Genomic DNA, 24,013 nt, shown 5'->3' on the forward strand with positions numbered 1-24,013 from the left:
TGGCGCGTCGTCCCTGGGGCGTCACTTCGGCCTACGCGGTGGGCGGGCCCGCGCCCGGGCGCTACCGCAGCGGGAGTAGGCCGGCGTACTCCCGTCGGGCGACGCGCCGGCCCGCGGGCGGCCCTACCCTCGGTCCATGCGCACGGATCGCGGCTGGCGGAGGTTCTACGGCGCGGGCTGGCTGTTGTCGGCCGCGGCCGGCGCTGCCGCGTTCGCGCAGTGGCACGCCTACGTCCGGGAGGTCGAGCAGCGCGCGGAGGAGGCCGAGCGGACCCGCGACGAGGTCGCGCGCCGGCGCACGGTCGAGGAGCGGCTGCGGATCGCGCGCGAGCTGCACGACTCGCTGACCCACAGCATCTCGGTGATCACGGTGCAGGCGGGCGTGGCGGCCCACCTGGCCCGCAAGAACGGCGAGGAGCCGTCGCCCGCGCTGCTGGCGATCCAGGAGGCCAGCAGCGAGGCGGTCCGCGAGCTGCGCTCCACGCTGGAGGTGCTGCGCCGCGACGACGACCTGCCCGGCAACGGGCTCGAGCGGCTGCCGGCGCTGGTCGAGCGGGCCAGCTCGTCGGGACTGCCGACGACCCTGACCGTCCGCGGCGCGGAGCGCCCGCTGCCGCCGGACGTGGACCAGGCGGCGTACCGCGTGGTCCAGGAGGCGCTCACCAACGCCACGCGGCACGCGGTCGACGCGACCGCGACGGTGGAGATCACCTACCACCCGACGTCGCTGACCGTGCGCGTCGACGACGACGGCATCGGCTCGCGCCAGCCCCCGGTGCCCGGCTACGGGCTGATCGGGATGCGCGAGCGGGTGACCGCGCTCGGTGGGCGGCTGCGCGCGGAGCCCGGCCCGGCGCGAGGGTTCTCGGTGGTGGCCGAGCTGCCGGTGGCGTCTCCATGACCGGCCCGGCGGCCGGCCCGACGAGCAGCTCATCGAGCGAAGCCACGATCCGTGTCGTGCTGGTCGACGACCAGGCGCTGATCCGCAGCGGCATCCGGGCGCTGCTCGACGCCGAGGACCACATCGAGGTCGTCGGCGAGGGCAGCACCGGCCGTGAGGGGGTCGCCCTGGCGGTCGAGCACGCCCCCGACATCGTGCTGATGGACGTGCAGATGCCGGAGATGGACGGCATCGAGGCGACCCGTCGGATCGTCGAGGACGAGCGGCTCGCCGGCGTGCACGTCGTGATGCTGACCAACTACGGCCTCGACGAGTACGTCTTCAACGCGTTGCGCGCCGGCGCCTCCGGCTTCCTGGTCAAGGACACCGAGCCCGCCGACCTGCTGCAGGCGCTGCGGGTCACTGTGCGCGGGGACGCCCTGCTCTCGCCCGCCGTGACCCGCCGGCTGATCAGCGAGTTCGTCGCCCGTCCCGCCGACGTCCTGCCCACCGCCGACCTCGACCTGCTCACCAACCGCGAGCGCGAGGTGGTCGCGCTCGTCGCCCACGGGCTGAGCGACGACGAGATCGCCGACCGGATGGTGCTCAGCCCGATGACGGCGAAGACCCACGTGAGCCGAGCGATGACCAAGCTGGGGGCGCGCGACCGGGCCCAGCTCGTCGTGTTCGCCTACCAGTCGGGGCTGGTCGCGGCTCGCGGCGGCTGAGCGTTCACCGGGCGTTCGGCCGGCGCCCCTACCCTGAGGGCGTGACCGACGCGCCCGCCGAGCTGCTCCGGCTCGCCTCCGCCGACAACTTCCGCGACGTGGCGGGTACCGGAGCGGGCTACCCGACGCGCGACGGTCGGCGGGTGCGCCGAGGCGTCTTCTTCCGCGCCAACGAGCTCCAGCTCACCCACGAGGACACGACCTCCCTTGCTGCGCTGGGGATCCGTGTCATCCACGACCTGCGAAGCGGCCCCGAGGTCGAGGCACATCCCGACGTCGCCGTGGCCGGCGCGACCTGGCGACACGTGGAGGTCTCGGGCATCCCGATGGCGATGGTGGAGGGCCTCGCGGACACCGCCGCGGCCGAGCAGGTGATGCGCGAGGTCTACGAGGCGTTCGTGCGCTCACCAGATGCGCGAGCGTCGTACGCCATGCTCCTCACCGACCTCGCCACCGAGGAGCCGCCGCACCTGTTCCACTGCACCGCCGGCAAGGACCGCACCGGCTGGGCGGCCGCGCTGCTGCTGGAGATCGCCGGAGTCGACCGGGACACGATCGTCACGGACTACCTGCTCACCAACGAGGTCTCCTCGGCGACGCGCGAGAAGTACCTGGCACTGATCGCCGAGCACCTCGGCCAGGAGAAGGTCGCGGTCTACGAGCCGACGATGGTGGCTGAGACGGGCTACCTGCAGGCTGCGTACGACGCCGTCGACGCCGACCACGGCTCGGTCGAGGGCTACCTGCGCGAGGGCCTCGGCCTCGGCGACGACGTGCTCGCCGAACTCCACGCGCGCCTGGTCGTCTGAACGCCACACTGGGCGGCGTGAAGCGCTCGCCGTACGCCGTCCGCGAGGTCGGCGCCGTCTGTGCCGTGCTCGTCGTCGGGCTGTTGCTGCTGGCGCCCCACTACGGTCCGCACCGCGACGAGCTCTACTTCGTCACAGCCGGCAAGCACCTGGCGTGGGGCTACGCCGACCAGCCAGCGTTCACCCCGCTGCTCGCCCGGCTCGCCGACGTGGTCGCCCCCTCGAGCGTCACGGTCCTGAGGGTCCCGTCGGTGCTGGCGGTCGCGGGCGTCGTGGCGCTCTCGGCGCAGGCAGCGCGCCTGCTGGGCGCCGCTCGCGCCGGGCAGGCCCTCACGGCCGTGCTCGTCGGGTTCTCCGCGATCGTGCCCGGCCTCGGCCACCTGCTCTCGACCTCGACGTTCGACCTGCTCTTCTGGACCGCGGTGCTCGTGGTCGTGGGCCAGGCGCTCGTCGAGGACCGACCGCGGCTGTGGCTGGTCGCCGGGGCGATCGCCGGCGTCGGGCTCAACAACAAGCACGCCGTCGCGTTCTGCCTGCTCGGCGTGCTCGTCGGCGTCGCGCTCGTGCGCGAGACCAGGCCGGTGCTGCGCACGCCGTGGCCGTGGCTCGGCGGCCTGGTCGCCCTGGCGATGTGGCTGCCCAACCTGGTCTGGCAGGCCCGGCACGGCTGGCCGGTCCTCGACCTGTCGGCCGACATCGCCGCGGAGTACGGCGGCGTCGGCGGCCGCATCGACCTCGTGCTCGAGGCGCTGCTGATCTACAGCCCGCTGATCGCTGTCGTCTGGGTGCTCGGCCTGGTGCAGCTGCTCCACCGCCCCGCGTGGACCCGAGCCCGCCCGCTCGCCATCGCGTTCGTCGTCGTGCTGCTGGTCTTCCTCGTGACCGGCGGCAAGGGCTACTACCTCGCGGGACTCGTCCCGCCCCTGATCGCGGCCGGCGCCGCCGACCTGACCGAGCGCTGGTCGACGAGGCGCGTGACCGGCGCCGCGGCGGTCCTCCTCGCCTCGGCGGCCTTCGCCTACCCCGCGGTCCTGCCGGTCCTGCCCGCCTCGACGTTCGGCGGCTCGTTCTACGGCGACCTCAACGACGTCCAGCTCGAGACCATCGGCTGGGAGGAGTACACCGACCAGGTGCGCGCGGTCCTCGACGCGCTGCCGGCCGAGCAGCGGAGCACCGCGGTGGTCTTCACCGGCAACTACGGCGAGGCCGGCGCGCTGACCTGGTACGACGTCGGCGTCCCGGTCTACTCGGGTCACAACGGCTATCGCGAGTGGGGTCCCCCTCCGGACCCGGCCACGCCGGTGGTGGTCGTCGGCTGGCTCGACGCCGCCGCGTACTTCGACGGCTGCACCCGGGCGGCGACGCTGCACAACGACGCCGACGCACCCGGCGAGGAGCAGGGCGCGCCGGTCCTGCTGTGCACCTCCGTGCGCGGGTCGTGGTCCGAGCGGTGGCCGGACCTGGTCCACTACGACGCCTGAGAGCGGCTCAGTGGGGAGGCTTCTGGAGAGCGGGGTCGAGCGCGGCCTGCGGCTCGCAGCTCGCCTCGCCCGGTGCGACCTGGATGCTCGCCGGCCGCCACACCCGGACCTCGTCGCCGCGGCGGTACGCCAGGACGCAGTCGCGGACCGGCCGCCCGCTGACGTATCCCTCGAGGCGACTGACGGCGACCGCGATCGCACCGTCGACCTCCTCGACGGACAGGTCCGGGACGCGGGACAGCCGCTCGCTCACGCCGGCGGCGTCCGTGGCGCCGGTCAACGCCCTGCGGACGCGAAGGTCGACGCCCGCACCGATGGGGCCGGCCTCGGCGGCTCGGGTCGGGTCGATGTCCGTCGCCTCCGGGCAGGTCACCTGCTCGGCGGTGTCCCACTCGCGGTCGTCGGTCCACCGGTAGCAGCGGGTCGCCTCGTAGTGCGCGTCCGGGTCGGGCCACCAGTCGAGGTTGTTGCGGCGGGTGGCCGAAGCGGTGATCCTCAGGACGATCTCGTGCCCGGCCTCGGTGTTGCGGGCGACCACCAGCTCGACACCGGGGTAGGCGGTCGCCTCGAGGGCCCGGTCCATGGCCGTGGCGCCGGCGTAGGTCTCCATGGCGTTGAACAGCGCGACGGCGCGGTCGTGGGTGGCGCTGACGGCTGGCTCCCGCGTCCCCCAGGCGTAGGTCCCGAGCGCGATCACCAGCACGGGTGTGACGAGGAGCAGCAGTCGCTTCATGTGTCGACCATCGCGGGCGACGCCCGCCCCGCGCATGAGTACGCGGGCTCGTTCTCGCCCGTCGACTGCGATCGCCGGTGGGCATCGGGCCCGAGCGACCCGGTCAGTCCTCGATGACGGCCTCGCCCCGTGCCCGCAGCGCGTCGAGCCCGTCGCGCATGGCCTGTTGCCTCTCGGGCGAGTGCCCGACCCAGTCGGTGAGCTCGGCCACGACCCGCAGGGGGTGGCGGCTGCGGAAGGACTGCGTCGGGTTGCCGGGCAGCTTCTTGTCGGTGACGTTGGGGTCGTCCTCGAACTCGCCTGTCGGCTCCACGACGTAGATGCGTCCGCGGCCCTCGCCGGCGGCGAACTCGGCGCCCCAGGCGGCGGCGTCGAGGGTCGCGGTGAAGTACACGTGGTTCATCACCCGGCCCGCCTCGAAGTTCGACTCGCGCCCCGGCACCAGCAGGTCGCCGACCGCCAGGTCGGCCTTCGTGCCGTGGAGGTAGACGCCGTCCGGGTGGACCTCGAACGGGACCGGTTCGCTCGGAGTGCTCATGACGCCGAGACTAGGTGGTCGTGGGCTCGGCCTCGTCCTCACCGGCGTCGTCGTCGCGGACGACCGGCATCGCGACCGTCGGCCCGTCGAAGGTGACCTCGACGTTCTGGAAGCTCTTGTGGCGCTGGGACATCACGTAGTCGGCGTACGCCCGCTTGTCGGCCTCGGTCAGCTCGACGTTGTCGGTGAACGGCGTGAGCAGCGCACGCGGCCAGAGACGGTGGGAGAGCACCACGTTGACCTCGATGCCGATCACGCCCATGACCGCGGCGATGAACAGGATCCCGATGAGGCCGAGGACCAGGCCGAAGGTCTTGTTCATCTGGCTGGTCTCGGCGAGCACGTTGGTGACGTAGAGCGTGCCGAGGTACTGCAGGGTCTGCCAGAGCACGGCGACCGTGAACGCACCGGGCAGGGCCGCGCGGAAGTCGTGGCTGCGCGCGACCCCGAACTGGAAGAGCACCGCGAGGACCGTGGTGATCACCAGGATGCTGCCGATGACGATCGGCCAGCGGTAGCTGGCGATCGTGCTGCCGAGCACCTCGGTGCTGCTGGCCAGGGCGGAGAGGATCGAGAGCACGAGCAGCGCGACGCCGGCGGTGAGCAGCAGGCCGAGGCTCTTGAGCCGCAGCAGGATCGGGTTGGGTCGGCGGTTGCGCGGCACCGACCAGGCGATGTTGAGCGCGTTCTGCAGGGCCTGGCCCAGGCCGAGCGAACCGTAGAGCGCGACCAGCGCACCCACCACGACACCGGCGGTCGATCCCTGCAGGCCCTCGGGCTGGCCGAGCTGGTCGCCGATGATCGGGAACTGGCTGAGCGCGGAGTCGAGCAGGTCCGACTCGAGCCCGGGGTTGCCCTGCAGGATGAAGCCGAGGATCGAGGTGCCGAGCAGCAGCAGCGGGAAGATCGCGATGAACGAGTAGTAGGTGATGATCGCGGCCAGGTAGTTGCCCTGGTCGTCGGAGTACTTGTAGATCACGGCGAGGGGCACGGCGAGGGGCGGGAAGCGACGCTGCCCGCGGTCGACGGCGTCCAGTGCCCTGCCCACGGGGTCACGGTACCCGTGACGGGGGTCCTGGATCGGGGAGCGTGGGCATCTCGAGGCCGGTACGTCGGCCGACGAGCACCGCCCGAGTCACCGAGGCGGACCCGAACCGGTCGCGCACCCGGTCGAGCGCGGCGTCGAGACCGTGCTCGTGCACGTCGTCGGGGAACAGCGGCAGCTCGAGCTGTTGGGAGCGGCCGTCGACCAGACCCGAGATCGTCACGCCCAGGAGCGTGCAGCCGCGCTCCTCGATCAGCGGCCAGCTGGCCGCCAGCAGCCGGCGTCCGGTCTCGAGCCAGGTGGCCGTGGTGGCGGTCGAGTGCGCCAGCGTCGCCGAGCGCGTCGCGCGGGTGAAGTCGTCGAACCGCAGCCGGAGCGTGAAGGTCTGCCCGATCCGCTCGCCCGCACGCAGCCGGCGAGCGACCCGGTCGACGAGGCCGGCCAGCAGCGCCTCGAGGTCGGCGCGCGACTTGGGCTTGCCCGGCCGGCCGATCGCGCACTGCGAGCCGATCGAGCGCCGTCGGCGTCCGACCTCGACGGGCCGCGGGTCGAGCAGGTTGGCCAGGGCCCAGAGGTGCCGGCCCGCGGCCTTGCCGACGGTGGCGGTCAGGTCGGTCTCCTCCCAGGCCGCGAGCTGGCCGATCGTGCGGATGCCTTCGGCGTGCAGCTTGGCGGCCGTGACGGCACCGACGCCCCAGAGCCGCTCGACCGGCAGCGGGTGGAGGAACGAGCGCTCGTCGCCGGGCGGCACGAGCAGGAGACCGTCGGGCTTGCCGACCGCGCTGGCCACCTTGGCGAGGTACTTGGTGCGGGCGATGCCGACCGAGATCGGCAGCCCGACCTCCTCCCGCACACGGACGCGCAGGTCGGCCGCGATCTGCTCGGGCGGGCCGACGAGGCGGCGCAGCCCGCCGACGTCGAGGAACGCCTCGTCGATCGAGAGGCCCTCGACCAGCGGCGTGGTGTCGTCGAAGACCTCGAAGACCCGCTTGCTGGCCTCGACGTACGCCGAGAAGCGCGGCGGCACCACGATCGCGCCGGGGCAGAGGCGGGCCGCCTCGCGTCCCCCCATCGCCGAATGGACGCCGAAGGCCTTGGCCTCGTAGCTCGCCGCGAGCACGACTCCCCCGCCGACGATCACCGGCCGGCCGCGCAGCCGGGGGTCGTCGCGCTGCTCGACCGAGGCGAAGAACGAGTCGAGGTCGGCATGCAGGATGCTCGCCTCGTCGCGCTGCCCGGTCCTGCCCGCCGCGATCCTGGCCACGGGACCATCATCGAACACTTGTTCGACGATGTCGAGTCTCCGGGCTCAGGCGACCAGCGTGGTGATCGCGACGATGACCGGCACCGAGGCGATCGTGCTGACGAGGATCGCGTCGCGGGCCAGCAGCACGGCCCGGTCGTAGCGCGAGGCGATGATGAAGACGTTCTGCGCGGTCGGCAGCGCCGAGAGCACGGTGACGGCGAGCAGCGCGTCGCCCTCCAGGCCGAGGGCGAAGCGGCCCACGGCGTACGCCGCCAGGGGCTGCACCACCATCTTGAGCGCGACGGTGGTCGCCAGGTCGACCGCGGGCACGCCCCGGCCCGGCAGCGGGCCCAGCCGCAGCGAGACGCCGTACGCGAGCAGCATCGCGGGCACCGCCATCCCGCCGAGCAGGGCCAGCGGGTCCTGCACGGCCGGGGGCAGGTCCGCGCCGGTCGCGGCCAGCGCGAGCCCGAGCAACGAGCCGATCGTGATGGGGTTGCGCACCGGCCGGGCGAGGACCCGGTCGAGCCGCAGGCCCTCCTCGCTGGCCGCCACGTCGAGCAGCGTCAGCGCGAGCGGCTGCAGGACGAGCAGCTGCAGGAGCAGCAGTGGCGCGACCAGGGCCGCGTCGCCGAGGACGTAGGCCGCGATCGGGATGCCGAGGTTGGCGGAGTTCTGGTACGACGAGCACAGCGTGCCGACCACGCTCTCGCCGAGGCCGTGGCGGCGGGCCAGGCTGACCGCGGCGGACAGCGTCGCGCTGACGACCACCGCCGCGGCGATCGCCACGAGGTTGTCGGAGAACACCGCGCCGAGGTCGCTGTCCTCGAGCACGGTCAGCAGCAGCGCCGGGCTGGCCACGAAGAACGCCAGCGTCGACAGCGTCCGCTGGCCGGCCGCGTCGATGACCCGGAGATGGGCGAGCAGGGACCCGAGGGCGATCAGCGCGACGATCGTCGCGAACCCGTCGAAGACCCCCGCCACGTCCCCACCCTAGGGAGGGGGCGTCCGCGTCGCTCGGCGCCTCCAGCTGCTGTAACGCCGTGTTACCCCGCCTACCGACCGTGCTGCAACATGGTCGGTAGGCGGGGTAAACGGGCGTTACAGCGGATGGGGCATCCGCCCAGGGTCAGTAGGACTTGGGCAGCCCCAGCGAGTGCATGGCCACGAAGTTGAGGATCATCTCGCGGCTGACCGGGGCGATCCGGGTGGTCCGGGCGGCGACGAGGAGGCCGGCGACGCCGTACTCCTGGGTGATGCCGTTGCCGCCGTGGGTCTGCACGGCGACGTCGGCGGCGTGGCAGGCGGCCTCGCCGGCGGCGTACTTGGCCATGTTCGCGGCCTCACCGGCGCCGAACTCGTCGCCGGCGTCGTAGAGCGCCGCGGCCTTCTGGGTCATCAGCCGCGCCATCTCGATCTCGATGTGCGCCTGCGCCAGCGGGTGCGCGATCGCCTGGTGCGAGCCGATCGGGCCCTTGAAGACCGTGCGCTCCTTCGCGTACGCCGTGGCCTTGCCGAGCGCGTGCCGGGCCATGCCGGTGGCGAACGCCGAGGCCATGATCCGCTCCGGGTTGAGGCCGGTGAACAGCTGCGCCAGGCCGCCGTCCTCGTCGCCGACGAGCGCGTCGGCCGGCAGCCGGACGTCGTCGAGGAACACGCTGAACTGCAGCTCGGGCGAGACGATCTCCATCGGGATCGGCTGGGCCTCGAAGCCGGCCGCGTCGGTCGGCACCACGAACAGCACCGGCTTCACCTTGCCGGTCCGGGCGTCCTCGGCCCGGGCGACGACCAGCACGTTGTCGGCCTCGTCGACGCCGGAGATGTAGATCTTGCGACCGTTGAGCACCCACCCGTCGCCGTCCTTGCGGGCGGTCGTGGTGATGTTGTGGGTGTTGGTGCCCGCGTCGGGCTCGGTGATCGCGAAGGCCATCGTCGAGGTGCCGTCGCAGATGCCGGGCAGCCAGCGCTGCTTCTGCTCGTCGGTGCCGTACTTGCTGATGATCGTCCCGCAGATCGCCGGGCTGACGACCATGAGCAGCAGCGGGCAGCCGGCGGTCGCCAGCTCCTCGCAGACCGCCGCGATGTCGCCGATGCCGCCGCCCCCGCCGCCGTACTCCTCGGGGATGTTGATGCCGAGGTAGCCGTTCTTGCCGATCTCCAGCCACAGCTCGGTGGTCTTCTCGCCGGCGCGCGCCTTCTGGGCGAACCAGTCGCCGCCGTACTTGCCGGCCAGCTTGGCCACGGCCTTGCGCAGCTCCTGGCGCTCCTCGGACTCGGTGAACGTGTTCACTCCTGCTCCTCCACTACGGCGAGAACCTCACCGGCGGCGACCTGCGCACCGGGCTTGACGTCGATCTCCGTGACCGTGCCGGCGTACGGCGCGCTCACGGTGTGCTGCATCTTCATGGCCTCGAGCACCAGCACGGGCTGCCCGGCCTCGACCTGCTGTCCGGCCTCGACCGCGACGCTGACCACGGTGCCGGGCATCGGCGCCAGCAGGCTCCCGCTGGCGACCGCCTCGGCCGGGTCCACGAACCGCGGCACCCGGGTCAGCCGCACGTGCCCGCGGGCGCTGTCGACGTCGACAGCGGCTCCGTTGACAGCGATCGCGTACGTCGTCCGCACGCCGTCGGTCTCCAGCGTCACCTGGCTGGGCCCCGCGTCGATCACCTCGTGGCCCTCGACCCGGTAGCCGTCCCGCCCGCCCCACCACTCGACGACCACGCTGTCCGGGTCGCCGTCGAACTCGGTGCGCTGCGGCTGGGAGACCACGTTGCGCCACGCCACCGGGACGCCCCGCTGGACGGTGCGGGCGGCCACGGCGCGCTCGGCCAGCGCGATCGCCGCCGCCACTGCAGCCACTTCGATGTTGACCCGCCCGAAACTTTCGGGCGGGTCAACGAGGAAGTCCGTGCTGACCTCACCGCGCAGGAACCGCTCGTCGCGCAGGATGCTCACCAGGAGGTCCCGGTTGGTGACCAGCCCGTGGATCCTCGCCCGGGACAGCACCCCCGCGAGCTTGCGGGCTGCGGCCTCCCGGGTCGGTGCGTACGCGATCACCTTGGCGAGCATCGCGTCGTAGTGCGTCGACACCTCGCTGCCGGACTCGAAGCCGGCGTCCACGCGGACGCCCTCCTCCTGGGGGATCTCGAACGTCGTCAGGGTCCCGCTCTGCGGCTGGTAGTCCGCGGCCGGGTCCTCGGCGTAGAGGCGCACCTCGATCGCGTGCCCCTGCGGCTCGCCGCTCCAGCCCATCAGCCAGTCCGACTCGGCCGCCTCGATCTGCCGCTCGACCAGGTCCACGCCGTGCACGAGCTCGGTGACCGGGTGCTCGACCTGGAGACGGGTGTTCATCTCCAGGAACCAGAAGCGCTCACTCGCCGGGTCGTAGAGGAACTCGACGGTGCCGGCGCCCCGATAACCGATCGCCTCGGCGGCCTTGCGTGCGGCGTCGTGCAGGTCGGTGCGCACCTCCTCCGGGAGGAGCGGGGCGGGTGCCTCCTCGACGACCTTCTGGTGCCGGCGCTGCAGCGAGCAGTCGCGCTCGCCGTACACGCTGGTGTTGACGATCTGCACCTCGACGTGCCGGCCGCGCTCGACGTACGGCTCGACGAACACGGTGCCGTCGCCGAACGCAGAGGCCGCCTCGGCGCGTGCCTTCTCGATCTCGCCGGACAGCTCGGCCAGGGTGCGCACGACGCGCATCCCCCGGCCGCCGCCGCCCGCCGAGGCCTTGACCAGCAGCGGGAGGTCGGCCTCGGTCGGCTCGGCCGGCGCCTCGAGCACCGGGACGCCGGCGGCCTTCATGATCTCCTTGGCGCGGATCTTGGAGCCCATCGCCTCGATCGACTCCGGCGCGGGACCGACCCAGGTCAGGCCGGCGTCGATCACGGCCCGGGCGAACTCCGCGTTCTCCGACAAGAAGCCGTAGCCGGGGTGGATCGCGTCGGCGCCCGACCTGCGCGCGGCGTCGAGCACGAGGTCGACGCGCAGGTAGGTGTCGGCCGGCGCGTTGCCGGGCAGGCGCACGGCGTGGTCGGCCTCGCGCACGTAGGGCAGGGCGGCGTCGGCGTCGGAGTGGATCGCCACGGTCTCGATGCCGAGGGCGCGGCAGGTGCGGAACACCCGCGAGGCGATCTCGGCGCGGTTGGCCACCAACAGGCGGCTGATCGTGCGCTTGCTCATGGGCGGAAGACTCCGAACCGGTCGGTGCCGACGTACGGCTTGTTCTCGATGACGGACAGGCAGATGCCGAGGACGGTGCGGGTGTCGCGCGGGTCGATGACCCCGTCGTCGTAGAGCATCCCGGAGAGGAAGTGCGGCAGCGACTGCTCCTCGATCTGGGCCTCGACGATCTCCTTGATCCCCTTGAAGCCCTCGGTGTCGAACGTCTCGCCCTTGGCCTCGGCCGACTGGCGGGCGACGATCTCGAGCACGCCGGCGAGCTGCTGGGGACCCATCACCGCGGACTTCGCCGAGGGCCAGGTGAACAGGAACCGCGGGTCGAACGCGCGGCCGTTCATGCCGTAGTTGCCGGCGCCGTACGACGCACCCATGATCACGCTCAGGTGCGGGACCGTGGAGTTGCTGATCGCGTTGATCATCATCGCGCCGTGCTTGATGATGCCGCCCTGCTCGTAGTCCTTGCCGACCATGTAGCCGGTGGTGTTGTGCAGGAACAGCAGCGGGGTGTCGGACTGGTTGGCCAGCTGCACGAACTGCGTGGCCTTCTGTGCCTCCTCGGAGAACAGCACGCCCTGGGCGTTGGCGAGGATGCCGACCGGACGGCCGTGGATCTTGGCCCACCCGGTGACCAGCGAGGATCCGTAGAGCGGCTTGAACTCGTCGAAGACCGTGCCGTTGGCGGCGGACACGCCGTCGCAGATGCGCCGGATGACGTCGCGCGGGTCGAACGGCTCCTTGAGGTCGCTGGGGATCAGGTCCAGCAGATCCTCGGGATCCTCGTCCGGCTCGGCGTACGACGGTCCGGTGATCGAGGTCGCCTTGCGCCAGTTGAGCCGAGCCACGATGCGCCGGCCGATCCGGATCGCGTCGTGCTCGTCCTCGGCGAGGTAGTCGGCCAGGCCGGACGTGCGGGCGTGCATCTCGGCGCCGCCGAGCGACTCGTCGTCGGACTCCTCGCCGGTGGCCATCTTCACCAGCGGCGGTCCGCCGAGGAAGACCTTCGCCTGCTCCTTGACCATCACGGTGTAGTCCGACATGCCGGGCACGTAGGCGCCGCCGGCGGTGGAGTTGCCGAACACCAGCGCGATCGTCGGCTCCTTGCGGGCAGATGCACGGGTGATGTCGCGGAAGAGCTTGCCGCCCGGGATGAAGATCTCCTTCTGGGTCGGCAGGTCCGCGCCGCCGGACTCGACCAGCGAGACCGTGGGCAGCCCGTTCTTCTCCGCGATCTCGGCGGCCCGGAAGATCTTCTTCAGCGTCCAGGGGTTCGAGGCGCCGCCCTTCACCGTGGGGTCGTTCGCGGTGATCATGCACTCGACGCCCTCGACGACGCCGATGCCGGTGACGACCGAGGCGCCCACGGGGAAGTCCGATCCCCAGCCCGCCAGCGGGCTGAGCTCCAGGAACGCCGAGCCCTCGTCGATCAGCAGCTCGATCCGCTCGCGGGGCAGCAGCTTGCCGCGGGCGTGGTGGCGCTCGACGTACTTGGACCCGCCTCCGGCGACCGCCTTGGCGTGCTCGGTGTCGAGCGCCTCCAGCTTCTCCAGCATGGCCGTCCGATGCTCGGTGCTCATGAGTCCCTCTCCACGACTGTCCTCATCCGTTCCAAGGTGGTGCGCATCCCCTTCTCGTTGGTGCGACCGCGCAGCTTGCCGAGCAGCAGCCAGTAGGCGCGCAGGTAGAGCTTCGGCTCGAGCCGGAAGTACTCCGTGACCCGCGTGCCGGTGCCGTCGGGCTCCAGGCGGTAGCCCCAGTTGTTGACCGTGAGGTCCTCGGTGCCGACGGCGAACTCGAACACCTCGTGGGGCACGCACCTCGTCACCCGACAGGGCGTCCAGTACGTCGGGCCCACACCGTTGCGGCGCACGTGACCCTTGAAGTAGGCGCCGACCTCGGGCCCCGTCGAGCCCCGGGTCCACCGCGCCTCGAACGTCTCCGGGGAGAACTCGCCGATCCGGGTGACGTCGCTGACCAGCGCCCACACCTTCTCGGGCGGCGCGTCCATGTGCAGGGAGACCTCCCCGCCCAGCCCGCTCATTCGGGGCCCCCGCGGACGTGTGGGCTGGAGGAGCGAAGCGGGGGAAGGCCGCACTGTCGTGGGGTGATCATCGGTCGTACCCCAGCAGCTTGGCGGCGAGATCGGTGAGCACCTCGGTCGCACCTCCTCCGATCGGCAGGATCCGGGCGTCGCGGTAGTGCCGCTCGACCTCGGTCCCGTGCATGTATCCCGTCCCGCCGTGCAGCTGGACGGCCTGGTCACAGACGTACGTCGCGGCGTCACAGGCGGTCTGCTTGGCCAGGCACACCTCGGCGATCACGCTCTCGCCGGCCGCGTGGCGGCGCGCCACCTCGCGGGTGTAGGCGCGGGCCACCTCGACCTGGCGTCGCATCTCGACGAGCTTGTGCCGCACGACCTGGTTGGCGACGAGCGGCCTGCCGAACGTCTCGCGGTCGCGGCAGTAGGCGACGGTGAGGTCCAGCGACCGCGCGGCGATGCCGTAGGCGTGCACGGCCAGCGCCAGGCGCTCGACCACGAACTGCTCGGCGATGTAGTAGAAGCCGGCGTTCTCCTCGCCGACGAGGTTGGCAACCGGCACCTCGACGTCGACGAACGAGAGCTCGGCGGTGTCGGAGCAGTGCCAGCCCATCTTGGCCAGCGACCGGTCGACGGTGAAGCCGGGCGTGCCCTTCTCGATCACCAGCAGGGACAGGCCGGCATGGCCCTCGCCGCCCGTACGGACCGCGGTCGTGACGAAGTCGCCGCGCACGCCGCTGGTGATGAACGTCTTGGCGCCGTTGACGACGTACACGTCGCCGCGGCGTACGGCGGTGGTGCGCAGCCCGGCCACGTCGGACCCGCCGCCGGGCTCGGTGATGCCGAGGGCGCCGATCCTCTCGCCGGCCAGCGTCGGCCGCACGAACCGGTCGACCAGCTCGGGCGAGCCGTGCGCGGCGATGTGCGGCAGCGCGATGCCGCCGGTGAACAGGCCGGCCATCAGCCCGCTCGAGGCGCCCGCCTCGAACATGCCCTCCTGCAGGTCGACGGTGTCGAGGACGTCGCCGCCCTCACCACCGACCGACTCGGGGAAGGAGATGCCGAGCAGACCCTGCTGGGCGGCCGCGACGTGGAGCTCGCGCGGGATCTCCCCCGCGTCCTCCCAGTCCTGCAGGTGCGGCGCGACCTCGCGCCGGACGAACTCGGCGCCGAGGGCGCGCATGTCACTCATAGGAGCCCTTCCTGCACGTGCACCATCCGGGACCGCACCCACTCGCCGAGGCCCTTGGCCTGCGGGTCGAACCGCGTCGACGCGGCCACCCCCTCGCCCAGCAGGCCACGGATCAGCACGTTGACGCCGCCGAGGTTCGGCAGCACGTAGACCTCCACCGGCAGGTCGGCGGCCTCCGGGACCAGCTCGCGGACCTTGCGCGGGCTGATCAGCTTGGCCAGCCAGGTCACGCGCGCGTCGTACTTGCCCGAGCCGTCGTTGACCACCCAGAGCCCGAGGTTGGCGTCGCCGCCCTTGTCGCCCGAGCGCGCGTGGACGAACGTGCCCAGCGGCGCCCGTCGTGTGAGCGAGTCAGCCGGCGCGGTGAACGGCGAGGGCCGCTGACCGGCCTCGGCGTCGACCACGCTGAAGTCCGTGGGGTCGGCCACGATCTCACGCCGGCCGTCGGCGTGCACCACGGTGTGCTGCACGGCCGCCCGGTCGACGTACGCCGCCCGATAGACGCCGTACGGCGCGGGGGCGGCCGGCGGGGCGGTCATCGTGAAGCCGGGGTACGACGCGAGCGCGAGCTCGACCGCCGCGCTGGTGAAGGAGCGGCCGACCGGGTCGGGCCGGTCGTCCTTGACCGTGCAGCGCAGCAGGCAGGACGCGCCCTCCTCGGTGTCGGCGTCCGCCGGCGGAAGTGCGGTGCGGGTCCAGCTGATGTCGCGGGCCTGGAGCGCAGGCGCGAGTTGCTCGCGCACCCAGTCGGCCTTGGCGTCGATGTCCAGGCCGGTGAGCACGAACTCGACGGTGTTGCGGAACCCGCCCAGCTCGTTGACGCAGACCTTGAGCTGCTCGGGCGGCGCCTCGCCGCGCACGCCGCTGATCTCGACGCGGTCGGTGCCGACCTCGCGCAGCCGGATCGAGTCGAGGTGCGTGGTGACGTCGGGGTTGAGGTAGTGGATGCCCTGGATCTCGTACATCAGCTGGGCGGTGACGGTGTCGACGGTGACGGCGCCGCCGGTGCCGGCGTGCTTGGTGATCACGCTCGACCCGTCCGCGGCGAGCTCCGCGAGCGGGAAGCCCAGCGGGCGCCCGTCGTGGCGCAGGCTGCGGAAGCCGGAGAAGTTGCCGCCCGTCGCCTGGGTGCCGCACTCGAGCACGTGCCCGGCCACGACGGCGCCGGCGAGCTCGTCGTACGACGTCGCCGTCCAGCCGTGGTGGGCGATCGCCGGGCCGACGACGAGGCTCGCGTCGGTGACGCGACCGGTGACGACCACCTGCGCGCCGGCGCTGAGGGCGGCGGCGATGCCGAAGCCGCCGAGGTAGGCGTTGGCGGTCAGCGCACCCTCGAAGCCGAGCTCCGCCGCGCGGGGGCGCAGGTCGTCGCCCTCGACGTGCGCGACCTGGACGTCGAGGCCGAGGCCGCGCGCGACCTCGCGCACCCGGTCGGCCAGCCCGGCCGGGTTGAGGCCACCGGCGTTGCTGACGATGCGCACCCCGCGCTCGACGGCGAGGCCGAGGGACTCCTCGAGCTGGCGAACGAAGGTCTTGGCATACCCCAGTGACGGGTCCTTCATGGTGTCGCGGCCCAGGATGAGCATGGTCAGCTCGGCCAGGTAGTCGCCGGTGAGGACGTCCAAGGGCCCTCCCTCGAGCATCTCGCGCATCGCCGACTGGCGGTCGCCGTAGAAGCCCGAGCAGTTGCCGATCCTCAGGACCTCAGCCACGACGCTCCCTCCCCTCGCCCGCCGGACCCGCGAACGCCTGGGCGATGCCCAGCCACCGGTCGGCGTCGGCGCCGTTCGCCACCAGATCCGTGTCGTCGCGGTGGACGCGCTGGGTGACGAGCAGGCAGAAGTCCCAGGCCGAGCCGCGGACCGTCTGGGCGGCGTCCTCCGGTCCCCAGGTCCAGAGGTCGCCCGACGGCGCGGTCAGCTCGATGCGGAACTCCTCGGCCGGCGCCTCGAGGCCCTGGACCGAGAACGCGAAGTCGCGGGTGCGTACGCCGAGGTGCGCGACGTGCCGGACCCGGTCGGTGCGCTCGGGCTCGACGCCGAGCGCGTCGTACACGTCGAGGGCGTGCGCCCAGCTCTCCATGAAGCGCGCGGTCGCCATCGAGGCCGGGGACATCGGCGGGCCGAACCACGGCAGCTTCTGGCCGTCGGGGTAGTCGCGCAGGGCCTCGCGCAGGGCGGTCCGCGCCGCGCCCCAACGGGCGAGGAGAGCCGCGGGCGCCAGCCGGGCAACCTCGATCGCCTGGGCGTCGACGAAGCCGGTCGGGTCCTCGATCGCCTGCAGCACGACGGCGTCCCAGGCCTGCTTGCCCTCGGGGGTGCGCGCACCGGCGGCGAGGACGGCGACCTCGTCGGTCCACAGCAGGTGGGCGACCTGGGTCGCCACCGTCCAACCGGGGGCGGGCGTCGGCGTCGCCCACCCACCTGAGTCGGAGTCGTCGAGACCGGAGACGGCCGCCCAGAGACGGTCCCCCTCGGCCGCGAGGTCGTCGAGCAGGTCGTCGAGCAGACTCATGCGGTCTCCTTGAGGTGCTGGTCGAGCACGTCGGCCCAGCGGTCGAGGATGCGCCCACGGCGGCGGGCGTCGTCGGTGATCGTGTTGGCCAGGCCGAGGCCGCGGACCAGGTCGAGCGTGGCCTGCACAAGCTCGCGGGTGCCGGGGCGGGACTCGTCGGCGCCGAGGAGCTCGATCGTCATCCGGTGGGTCTCACGGCCCACGCGCTGCTCGAGCGGACCGACCGCGTTCATCAGGGCCTCGTCGGTGCGCGCGGCGACCCAGAGCTCCAGGGCGGCGGTGAACACCGGGCCGGTGAAGTGGTCGCCGAGCATCTGCAGCACCGCACGGGTGCGGCGGCGACCGGTCGGCAGCGCCGCCGCGGCGGCCGCCAGCTCAGCCGCGCGCTTCTCGGTGAGGTGCTCGACCGCCGCCACGACCAGGTCGTTCTTGGTCGGGAAGTGGTGCAGCTGCGCCCCGCGGCTGACCCCGGCCCGCTCCGAGACCAGCGTGGTCGACGTACCGGCGAAGCCGCGCTCGACCAGGCACTCGACGGTCGCCTCCAGCAGGCGGGCCCGCATCAACCGGGTCCGCTCCTCCTGGGGGACCCTGCCTGAGGTGGGGGCAGTGCTCCCGGCCGTCGTCACCGGCACAGCATGGCCGGGACAACAACAAACAGTCAAGCCTGTCTTTTTTTGGGACTCCCGGCTCGGCCAGGACATGCGACGAGGCGACGCCCGGGTCCGTGCCCGGGCGCCGCCTCGTGCGGTCGTGCTGGATGCCAGCCGGTCGTTACTCCCCGGCGTCGATGTCCAGCACGGTGACGGAATCGGAGTCGGCGTACGCCAGGTAGCCCAGGTAGTGGACGCCGGCGTCGAGCCCGCTCCACGACACCGACAGCGTCGTCTCCTTGTTCGCCGTCACCGGGACCGGATCGGGCGTCACCGTCAGGCTTCCGGCGGTCGACGTCGGGTCGATGCTCCAGAAGTCGAACGCGTACTGCATCGGCGCGCCGGCCTCACCGGAGGAGAAGCCGTCGATCTCGACCAGGTACGTGCCCGGCTCGGGATCGCGCAGCGTCACCGCCTCGTCCGCCGATGCCGTGGCCGAGGACCCGACCTGGGCGAAGACGTCCTCAGGAGCGCAGCTCTCCGAGGCGTAGACGAACAGGTCGAGGTCGGCCGTGTCGTCCGCGGCGTCGACCTGGAACTTCGCCAGGCCCGAGCCCTCGGGCACGGTCACGCACTCGAGGTCGTAGTCACCGCCCGGGTCGACCTCGCCCGTCTTGGTGTCGGAGGCGGCCAGCCCGTGCGGCGTGACGTCGAGGTCACCGGTGAAGCCGGCCGTGATCGGCACGTCGACCGAGCCCGAGGTGCCCGTGCCCGTGACGAGGGCCGGAGCGTCGACCGACAGCGGCTTGAGCGCCACCGGCATCTTCACCGTGGTGGGGCCGGTCAGGGTGACCCACCCGGTCACGTAGTGACCCAGCGGCGCCGTGGTCCGGGTGAACCGGAATGTGACGTCCTGCAGGTCGTTGACGCGGTCGGCGCGCACCGCCTTGACGTTGGTGTCCAGCGAGAAGCCGGGCACCGACGCCGAGATCTTCCAGACGCCCTTCATGCTCGCCCGGAAGGTGCGGTGGAACGTCGTCTCGGCGGTGACCGAGGCGTCGGCGAGCGAGGGGACGTTGACGTCCTTCGGGTCGACGGTCGGGACGCCGGTGTTGAAGCCGAGCCCGGTCAGGAAGCCCCGCCACTGGGTGGCACCCGAGGTGACGAACAGGCCCGGGTTGAAGAACCGCTTCGGGGTGACCTGGCCCGCGCCCTGGGCGAACGCGTCGCGCGAGCGCTTGCCGTCGGCCGTCTTGGTCGGCGTCGCGGTCGTCATCATCGCCGACTTGATCTGCATCGGCGTCCAGTTCGGGTGCACGCTCTGCATGAACGCGGCCAGACCGGTGATGTGCGGCGCGGCCATCGACGTGCCGGACATCAGGTCGTAGGTGCGGCCGGAGTCCGGCGGGGGCGCGACCGCGGCGAGCACGCTCACGCCCGGAGCAGCGATGTCCGGCTTGAGGAGGTCACCGCCCGCGGCGATGATCGGGCCGCGCGAGGAGAACCCGCCGACCTGCGGCAGCGGCGTGACGTGCTTGGTGAGGTTGCCGAGCTTGAACGACGCGGTCGCCTTGGCCCCGGCCTCCTCGAGGTAGTCGTAGACCTTGGGGCCGTCGGTGTCGGAGATGTGGATCGTCGGCACCGCGTGGAAGTCGGCGTCCAGGCTGTTCGGCGAGGGGTTGACCAGGATCATCGCCTTGCCGCCGGCCCGCTCGACCTCGGCGCTCTTCGCGACGCGGTCGTAGACGCCGCGCAGGCAGACCACGATCGTGCCGCTGACCTTGGCGGGGTCGAGGGTGTCGGGACCGCACAGGGCCACCGCGTCCGGGTCGGCGTCCGGCAGCCCGCTGGCCGCCGAGTCGACGAGCTTGGTGGAGGGCACGGCCGTGCTCGAGACCGAGGCGCCGACGATCTTCTTGCCGTTGCCGAGCACCACGGTGTTCTCGTAGCTGTACGACGTGGAGGCCGCCACGGTGGTCAGCCACGGACCCGGGTGGTCGAGCGTGGACTCGCCGGGGCCGGAGTTGCCGGCGGAGGCGGCCACGAAGATGCCGGCCTCGGCCGCGCCCTCGAAGGCGAGCTCGGTGGCGTCGAGCGTGGGGCTCGCGCCGCCGCCGACGGAGAAGTTGAGCACGTCGACACCGTCGATGACGGCCTGGTCGACGGCCTGGATGACGTCGGCGTTGTTGCAGCCGCTCTTGTCGGAGTCCGCGGCCTCCCAGCAGACCTTGTAGACGGCGATGCGAGCCGCCGGGGCCATGCCGGTGACCGTGCCGAACTTGCGGCCCTCGGTGGTCACGCCGCGGACGCGGTTGCCGGCCGCCGTGCTGGCGGTGTGGGTGCCGTGTCCGTCACCGTCACGGGCCGAGACGTGCTCGAACTCCGAGAGCTCCTCGACCGGGACGCCGGAGAGGAAGCTGTCGCCGTAGTAGCGGGCGCTGATGATCTTGGTGTTGCAGTCGCCCGCGTCCCAGCCGTCGGCGATCACGCACTCGCCGCGGAAGACGCCGCCATCGGCCTTCTCCATGCGGGTCGTCGTGCCGCTGCGCGAGATGTCCCAGGTGGTCTTGGGCTTCGCGGTCAGCGCCGCGCCCTTGAACGAGCGCGACTCGGGCCAGATGCCGGTGTCGAGGTCGGCCACCACGACGCCCGCGCCGGCGTGCTTCTCACCGCCGTGCGTGGTCCACGCGCCGTCCTTGCCGGAGAGGCCGAGGAACGCCGGGGTGTTCCAGGTGTCCAGGTGCAGGTTGCGGGACTTGTCCAGCAGCATCACGCGGCGGTCGCTGGAGAGACTCAGCGCCTGCTTCTTGCTCAGGTCGGCCACGAAGGCGTTGGTCGCCACGGTCACGTTCGCGACCGGGTCGACGCCGTAGTCGCCGGCGACGCGCTGCTGGGTCTGGCGCAGGTGCGCGGTGTAGGCCTGCACCCGCGCGCTGCGGGCATCGAACTGCCCCGACGTCGAGCGGGTCGCGCCGTAGCGCGGGTTGCCGCCGTCGTAGCTGGCGGCACCGGGCTCGCGCAGCACGACGATGTAGCGGCCGGCGGACAGGTCCTTGACGGCCGTGGACGTCGCCGACAGGGCCGAGGCGGGCTTGCCGGACGGCGCCGCCACCGCGGGAGCGGTGGCCGGCACGGCCGCCGCCAGCGCAGCGACCACGGCTGCCGATGAGAGCAGCCCGAGAGCGCGCCGTCGCGCACCGGGCCTGAGGAGGGTGAGGGACACAGGAACTCCTGCCGAGTGTGATGGGGGTGCACGAAGGATCTCCGGCCCACGCGGACCGCGGAGGAAGACTCGTGGTGAGCCCACCCAAGATCAGGACGTGACCCACGTCAAGCACCCGTTCGTGGAGAGATGGTCACGGGCCGGGCACGATCCGTGCCGGGTCACTGCCCGCGTCACTACGCTGTCGGGCATGTCGGACTCCGGGACACCGCCCCACGACCCCTACGCCAACCCCAACCCGTACGGCCCGCCGCCGGGTGGGCAGGTTCCGCCCCCGCCCTACGGACAGCCCTACGGCCAGCCGGCCCAGCCGCCGTACGGCCAGTCCTACGACCAGTCCTACGGCGCTCCCTACGGACAGCCCGGGTACGGCGCGCCGGCCTACGACTACGCCCACTGGGGCAAGCGGGTGGGCGGCTACCTGCTCGACAGCCTGTTCACGATGCTCACCGCGATCCCGGCGTACGGGCTGCTGTTCGGCGGCATCGCCCTGGGCAGCCGCAACATGGAGACCTACGCCGACGCCCAGGGCGTCAGCCACACGACCGGCGACTGGGACAACGCCGGCACCCCGCTGGTGATCCTCGGCGCCGTCCTGTTCCTGCTGCCGCTGGCGTTCTTCATCTGGAACACCTGTCTGCGACAGGGCCGCACGGGCTACAGCCTCGGCAAGGGCATCGTCGGCATCCGGCTGGTGGGCGAGTCCACCGGGCAGCCGATCGGCGGCGGCATGTCGTTCGTGCGCTACCTGCTGCACATGCTCGACAGCCTCGCCTGCTACATCGGCTGGCTGTGGCCGCTGTGGGATGCCAAGCGACAGACCTTCGCCGACAAGATCCTCAGCTCCGTGGTGATCAACCAGCCCAAGCAGCAGTCGTAGCCTCCCCCCTGTGACCACCCGGATCCGCGGACTCCAGCTGACCGACCACGTCGTCGAGGTGCCGCTCGACCACGCCGACCCGAGCGGCCCGACGATCGAGGTCTTCGCGCGCGAGGCGGTGGCGGCCGGCCGCGTGGGCGACGACCTGCCGTGGCTGCTGTTCCTGCAGGGCGGCCCGGGCGGCAAGTCGCCCCGGCCGGGCAGCGGGGCCGGGGACGCCTGGGTGTGGCACGCCGCGCAGACCCATCGGGTGCTGCTGCTCGACCAGCGCGGCACCGGCCGCAGCACGCCGGTCACCGCGCGGACGGTCGCCCAGGCGACGAGCACCGGGAGGGCGGACGCCGAGCTGGCGGCGTACCTGCGGCACTTCCGTGCCGACGCCATCGTCGAGGACGCCGAGGTGCTGCGCCGGCGGGTGGCGGGCGGCGAGCAGTGGGAGACGCTCGGGCAGAGCTACGGCGGGTTCGTCACGATGACCTACCTGTCGCGGGCGCCGGAGGCGCTGCGCGCGTGCTACGTCACCGGGGGCCTCCCGGGCATCGCCGCGACGGCCGACGACGTCTATGCGCGGACGTTCCCGCGGATCGCCCGCAAGAACGCCGAGTTCCACGCGCGCCACCCCGGCGACGCCGAGCGGCTGCGCGTGATCGCCGACCATCTCGACGCCCACGACGTGCGGCTGCCCGACGGTGACCGGCTCACCAGCCGGCGGCTGCGCACGCTCGGCATGGCGTTCGGGATGAGCGACGGCTACGACCGCGTCCACTGGCTGCTCGAGGAGGCCTGGCACGGCAACGAGCTGGCCGACGGGTTCCGGCACGCCGTGATGGCGATGACCGGGTGGGTCGACACCCCGATCGGCGTGCTGCAGGAGTTCACCTACGGCCAGCCCGGCATGCCGCCGACGGCCTGGGCGGCCCAGCGCGCCATCGAGCAGCGGCCCGAGTTCGCGGCCGACGCCGACCCGATGCTGCTCACCGGCGAGACGATGTTCCCCTGGATGTTCGAGGACATCGCCGCGCTGCGACCCTTCCGTGGCGCCGCCGAGCTGCTGGCGGCGTACGACGACTGGCCGCCGCTCTACGACCTCGGCCGGCTCGCGGCCAACGAGGTGCCGGTCGCCGCGATCGTCTACTTCGACGACATGTACGTCGACGCCGAGCTCTCGCTCGACACCGCCGCCCGGGTCGGCAACGTGCGGACCTGGGTCACCAACGAGTGGGAGCACGACGGCCTGCGCGCCGACGCCGGCCGGATCCTGCCGCGGCTGCGGGAGCTGGCCCAGCAGTAGCTCAGCGGTAGGTGAGGGCCTCGCCGTCGAGGTGCGGGTGCTCGTTGAACGTCAGCAGTCGGGCGCCGGTGGAGCCCACGACCACGCGGGTCACCGAGGAGTTCACGACGGTCGTGTTGAAGCGGCTCCACAGCCGGGCGTACGTCGCCGGGTCGTCGCCGTCGGGATCGACCAGAGCCGCGCACGCGGCCGCGATCGGGCCGCCGGAGCTGACCACGACCACCGCCTCCCCGGGGCCCGCGCTCGCACAGGCGCGGCCGAGCGCCGCACGCACCCGCTGCACGAACCCGCTCCACGACTCGGGGTACTCCTCGTCGTACGCGCCACCGGTCCACCGCTGGGTCGCGAGCTCGAAGACCCGCTGGAACTCCCGGCGGTCGAGCTCGCCCTCGGGGTGGTCGGGGTAGGCCGCGACGACGCCGAGGTGGTCGAACTCGTCCCAGCCCAGGTCGGTCTCCGGTGCCGCCTCCCACCCGGCGGCCGTCGCGATCGCCTGCGCCGTCTCGCGGTGCCGCCGCATGCCGCCGCTGACGACCCTCGTCGGCACGGGCCCGCGGTCGGCCAGCCAGGCGCCGAGCCGGCGCCCCTGCTCCCAGCCGGTCGCGGACAGCACGTCGTAGTCGTCGGCCCCGAAGGACGCCTG

At 72.4% G+C, this 24,013-nt stretch carries 21 protein-coding genes; 6 read left to right on the plus strand and 15 right to left on the minus strand.

The annotated features are described in order from the left end of the window. Positions 1-136 precede the first annotated feature (136 nt). Genes Q0L15_RS17750 through Q0L15_RS17765 form a run of 4 tightly spaced genes read left to right on the plus strand, consistent with a single transcriptional unit; the run spans position 137 to position 3,898 of the window. The gene (locus Q0L15_RS17750) at positions 137-901 is read left to right on the plus strand and encodes a sensor histidine kinase (RefSeq protein WP_296605779.1); all 765 of its coding nucleotides are present in this window, start codon (positions 137-139) and stop codon (positions 899-901) included. Continuing rightward, positions 898-1,608, plus strand: coding sequence for a response regulator transcription factor (locus tag Q0L15_RS17755; RefSeq protein ID WP_296605780.1), 711 nt, complete (start codon positions 898-900; stop codon positions 1,606-1,608). Before Q0L15_RS17750 ends, Q0L15_RS17755 begins: the two co-directional genes overlap by 4 nt. A 41-nt stretch (positions 1,609-1,649) precedes the next feature. Then, positions 1,650-2,417 (plus strand): tyrosine-protein phosphatase, encoded by a 768-nt coding sequence (locus Q0L15_RS17760; RefSeq protein ID WP_296605781.1) that lies wholly within the window; start codon positions 1,650-1,652, stop codon positions 2,415-2,417. Positions 2,418-2,434: 17 nt separating this feature from the next. Beyond that, positions 2,435-3,898: a glycosyltransferase family 39 protein gene (locus Q0L15_RS17765; RefSeq protein ID WP_296605782.1), complete on the plus strand. Its 1,464-nt coding sequence runs from the start codon at positions 2,435-2,437 to the stop codon at positions 3,896-3,898. Positions 3,899-3,905: 7 nt separating this feature from the next. Here Q0L15_RS17765 and Q0L15_RS17770 read toward each other — a convergent pair whose 3' ends face one another. The 14 genes from Q0L15_RS17770 to Q0L15_RS17835 all read right to left on the minus strand — a co-directional run bounded on the left by Q0L15_RS17770 (position 3,906) and on the right by Q0L15_RS17835 (position 21,199). Then, a complete protein-coding gene (locus Q0L15_RS17770; RefSeq protein ID WP_296605783.1) occupies positions 3,906-4,631 on the minus strand; it encodes a hypothetical protein in 726 nt (241 codons plus the stop codon). Positions 4,632-4,734: 103 nt separating this feature from the next. Then, positions 4,735-5,169, minus strand: coding sequence for an NAD(+)--rifampin ADP-ribosyltransferase (arr, locus tag Q0L15_RS17775; protein WP_296605784.1), 435 nt, complete (start codon positions 5,167-5,169; stop codon positions 4,735-4,737). 10 nt (positions 5,170-5,179) lie between these two features. Beyond that, a complete protein-coding gene (locus Q0L15_RS17780; protein WP_296605785.1) occupies positions 5,180-6,217 on the minus strand; it encodes a YihY/virulence factor BrkB family protein in 1,038 nt (345 codons plus the stop codon). A 4-nt stretch (positions 6,218-6,221) separates the two neighbouring features. After that, positions 6,222-7,478 carry a DNA polymerase IV gene (gene dinB, locus Q0L15_RS17785; protein ID WP_296605786.1) on the minus strand — a complete coding sequence of 419 codons (1,257 nt, stop codon included), beginning with the start codon at positions 7,476-7,478 and terminating at the stop codon, positions 6,222-6,224. 45 nt (positions 7,479-7,523) lie between these two features. Then, positions 7,524-8,444 carry an AEC family transporter gene (locus tag Q0L15_RS17790; RefSeq protein ID WP_296605787.1) on the minus strand — a complete coding sequence of 307 codons (921 nt, stop codon included), beginning with the start codon at positions 8,442-8,444 and terminating at the stop codon, positions 7,524-7,526. A gap of 145 nt (positions 8,445-8,589) precedes the next feature. Next, a complete protein-coding gene (locus Q0L15_RS17795; RefSeq protein ID WP_296605788.1) occupies positions 8,590-9,750 on the minus strand; it encodes an acyl-CoA dehydrogenase family protein in 1,161 nt (386 codons plus the stop codon). Beyond that, positions 9,747-11,645, minus strand: coding sequence for a biotin carboxylase N-terminal domain-containing protein (locus Q0L15_RS17800; protein ID WP_296605789.1), 1,899 nt, complete (start codon positions 11,643-11,645; stop codon positions 9,747-9,749). Before Q0L15_RS17800 ends, Q0L15_RS17795 begins: the two co-directional genes overlap by 4 nt. After that, positions 11,642-13,219 carry an acyl-CoA carboxylase subunit beta gene (locus Q0L15_RS17805; protein ID WP_296605790.1) on the minus strand — a complete coding sequence of 526 codons (1,578 nt, stop codon included), beginning with the start codon at positions 13,217-13,219 and terminating at the stop codon, positions 11,642-11,644. Before Q0L15_RS17805 ends, Q0L15_RS17800 begins: the two co-directional genes overlap by 4 nt. Continuing rightward, positions 13,216-13,683: an SRPBCC family protein gene (locus tag Q0L15_RS17810; RefSeq protein WP_296605791.1), complete on the minus strand. Its 468-nt coding sequence runs from the start codon at positions 13,681-13,683 to the stop codon at positions 13,216-13,218. Before Q0L15_RS17810 ends, Q0L15_RS17805 begins: the two co-directional genes overlap by 4 nt. 67 nt (positions 13,684-13,750) lie before the next feature. Then, positions 13,751-14,872, minus strand: a complete 1,122-nt coding sequence (locus Q0L15_RS17815) for an acyl-CoA dehydrogenase family protein (protein WP_296605792.1) — start codon at positions 14,870-14,872, stop codon at positions 13,751-13,753. After that, positions 14,869-16,584: an acyclic terpene utilization AtuA family protein gene (locus Q0L15_RS17820; protein ID WP_296605793.1), complete on the minus strand. Its 1,716-nt coding sequence runs from the start codon at positions 16,582-16,584 to the stop codon at positions 14,869-14,871. The genes Q0L15_RS17815 and Q0L15_RS17820 overlap by 4 nt, the downstream gene beginning before the upstream one ends. Then, positions 16,577-17,386, minus strand: coding sequence for a TIGR03084 family metal-binding protein (locus Q0L15_RS17825; protein ID WP_296605794.1), 810 nt, complete (start codon positions 17,384-17,386; stop codon positions 16,577-16,579). The genes Q0L15_RS17820 and Q0L15_RS17825 overlap by 8 nt, the downstream gene beginning before the upstream one ends. Then, entirely contained in the window at positions 17,383-18,012 is a 630-nt protein-coding gene (locus tag Q0L15_RS17830) for a TetR/AcrR family transcriptional regulator (RefSeq protein WP_366939597.1), read from the minus strand. The genes Q0L15_RS17825 and Q0L15_RS17830 overlap by 4 nt, the downstream gene beginning before the upstream one ends. Before the next feature lie 145 nt (positions 18,013-18,157). Next, on the minus strand, positions 18,158-21,199 hold the full coding sequence (locus Q0L15_RS17835) for a S8 family serine peptidase (RefSeq protein ID WP_296605795.1): 3,042 nt from the start codon (positions 21,197-21,199) through the stop codon (positions 18,158-18,160). 190 nt (positions 21,200-21,389) lie between these two features. On the opposite strand from Q0L15_RS17835, the gene Q0L15_RS17840 reads away from it, so the two are divergent. Both Q0L15_RS17840 and Q0L15_RS17845 read left to right on the plus strand, forming a co-directional pair. Further along, on the plus strand, positions 21,390-22,079 hold the full coding sequence (locus Q0L15_RS17840; protein ID WP_296605796.1) for an RDD family protein: 690 nt from the start codon (positions 21,390-21,392) through the stop codon (positions 22,077-22,079). 10 nt (positions 22,080-22,089) lie between these two features. Then, positions 22,090-23,370 carry an alpha/beta fold hydrolase gene (locus tag Q0L15_RS17845; protein WP_296605797.1) on the plus strand — a complete coding sequence of 427 codons (1,281 nt, stop codon included), beginning with the start codon at positions 22,090-22,092 and terminating at the stop codon, positions 23,368-23,370. A gap of 1 nt (position 23,371) precedes the next feature. Here the strand turns inward: Q0L15_RS17845 and Q0L15_RS17850 are convergent. Beyond that, a partial coding sequence (locus Q0L15_RS17850) for a histidine phosphatase family protein (RefSeq protein WP_296605798.1) occupies positions 23,372-24,013 on the minus strand: 642 nt, incomplete at its 5' end.

The sequence above is a fragment of the Nocardioides sp. genome, from assembly GCF_024509035.1.
Taxonomy (GTDB): Bacteria; Actinomycetota; Actinomycetes; order Propionibacteriales; family Nocardioidaceae; genus Nocardioides.